Below are 2,304 nucleotides of genomic sequence, written 5' to 3' on the forward strand. Positions count from 1 at the left end.
GGCCAGGTCCAGCAGCAGCTGGTTGCGGCGCGAGGAGACGCCGTCACACAACGTCTCGATGGAGTCACCGGGCGCGATCTGCTCGGGACGGACCTTGGTGCGCAGCGCCACCAGCATGCGGGTGGCCGCGGGCGCGCCGAATTCCAGGTCGTCCGGGCGGGGTGCGCCGGGGGCGGCCTCGGCTGCCGCCGGGGTGGTGGATCGGTCCGCACCGGCCGTGCCGGGGGTGTTGACGGCCGGTGCGGGGTCTGTGGGGGCCGCCTGGTCGGCGGCCGGGGTGGTGGACTCGGTGGCGTCCACCGAGTCGTCGTCGTCGACCTCCACGCTGGGCGGCAGGGTGCCGTACAACGTCGCCGAGTCGCGCTCGACGTTGAGCACCCGGGCGCGGGGGCCGCGGTGCGTGGGCAGGTCGAGGGTCTTGGAGGCGAGGTTCGCCACGGTCGGGGCGTTCGCCACACCGACCTCGACAAAGCACTCGATGCCGAGTCCGCCGCGCTCGACGGGCGTGAAGAGCAGCTCCTGGGTCTCGATCCAGCGGACCGGGCTGGCGAACTGCCAGGCCAGCAGCTCCACCAGCAGGAGGCGGCCCAGGCGCGTCGGCGTGGCGGACCAGGAGTCCCAGTCGGCCAGGACCTCGGTAAGGGACTCGGCCGGCACGAGGTCGGCGATCTCCTGCACGAAGGACCGCTCAAGGCTGAACAGGCGCGGCACCAGGTTGGGGATGTAGCGGCCCACGAGCACCGAGATGTCGATGTCGTGCGGGATCAGCGCGTCGAGGGTGGCCCGGAAGTCCGGGACGCCGCCGCGCAGGACGGTGGAGTGGAAAGGAACGTCGATGCCGGGCACCAGGATGAAGGCGTTCTTGCCCCCGGACCGCTCGAGCTCGCGCTCGACGGCCTTCTCCAGTGCCTTGCAGCCCGCGACGGTGCCGGCGAGCGCGTACTGCGAGCCCGCCAGGTTGTAGTTGACGATCTCGATGAACTCACCTGAGTCTTCAGCCACTGCGGCCACCCAGTCCACGACCTCGTCGTCGCTGATCCCCATCTGCGACGGCCGGATCGCGGCCATCCGGTAGTCGGACCGCCCCTCGGAATCACGCGGGACGAGCTCGTGCATGGTCGCTCCGCGCTGGAAGACGATCTCCAACAGCGGCTCGAGCTCCAGCGTGCCGGAGATGGCGGCCAGGGCGTCGTACTCGCCGATCGAGTGGCCGGCGAAGTAGGCGCCGTCGATGAACAACCCGTCGGCCTCGAGCTCGGCGCGCTGCGCCACCGCGAGGCAGGCCATCGCGACCTGGGTGAACTGGGTGAGGTAGAGCACGCCGTCGGGATGCCGGTGGACGGTGCCACGGACGGTCACCTCGGTCGGGTTCTCACGGACCAGCGCGAGGATGGAGAAGCCGAGGGCCTCGCGGGTGTGCGCGTCGGCGCGGTCCCAGATCTCGCGGGCGGCCGGGCAGCGGGTGCGTCCCTCCATGCCCATCCCCTTGGCCTGGATGCCCTGGCCGGGGAAGGCGTAGACGGTGCGCGGGGCCTCGGTCAGGGCGGTGGCGGCCATGACGGTGGCACCGTCGACCGTGCACGTGACCTCGAGGACCTGGCCGCCGGCGAGACGGCCGGTCTGGACGGCACGGACCTTGATGTGGTCGCCCGGTCGGACCGGGGCGAGCATACGGGCGGTCCAGCCGGCGATCCGCAGGGCGGGGGTCTTCCCGTCCGAGGCCTGGACCGCGTGCTGCGCGGCGGCCGAGAGCCACATCCCGTGGACGATCACGCCGCCCAGGCCGGCGAGGTCGGCCGCGGTGTCGGAGACGTGGATGGGGTTGTGGTCGCCGGAGACCAGCGCGAAGGCGGTCATGTCGTGCGGCGCGATGAGCGAGGTGGACACCCGCTGCTGGCGGCTCGTCTCGGCCGGGGTGACCGACGCGCCCTCGGGGTTGACCAGGGCACCTCCGGCGGGGCGGGGATCGCCCACCTCGGCACCACCGGTGCGGCCACGGATCGCGAACCGCTCCGAGAGGGTGCACAGCGGGGACTGCGAGCCGTCGGCGGAGACCGAGGCGACCTCGACCGACACCTCGACGACACGTCCGAGGTCGGTGTCGCGGACGTCTCCCGACCGGGCGACGACGACGAGGTCGGTCGACCGCTCGGGGAGCGCGGAGTGCATGCGGACCCCGTGGTCCAGATGGACCAGGTCCAGCAGGCCCTCGACCACGGTTCCGGCGCCGCGCGGGCGACGCGCCTGCCCGAGGACCGCGAACACGGCCGGCCACGCCGCACCCACGAGGGCGTCCGGGACGCC

Annotated in this window: 1 protein-coding gene; it reads right to left on the reverse strand. The window is 72.7% G+C overall.

All coding sequences use genetic code 11. The annotated features are described in order from the left end of the window. Positions 1-2,304: acyltransferase domain-containing protein (locus tag G6017_RS12530; protein ID WP_182617646.1), on the reverse strand; the 2,304-nt coding region annotated here is incomplete at both ends.

It is taken from the genome of Dietzia sp. B44, from assembly GCF_014145245.1.
Taxonomy (GTDB): domain Bacteria; phylum Actinomycetota; class Actinomycetes; order Mycobacteriales; family Mycobacteriaceae; genus Dietzia; species Dietzia natronolimnaea.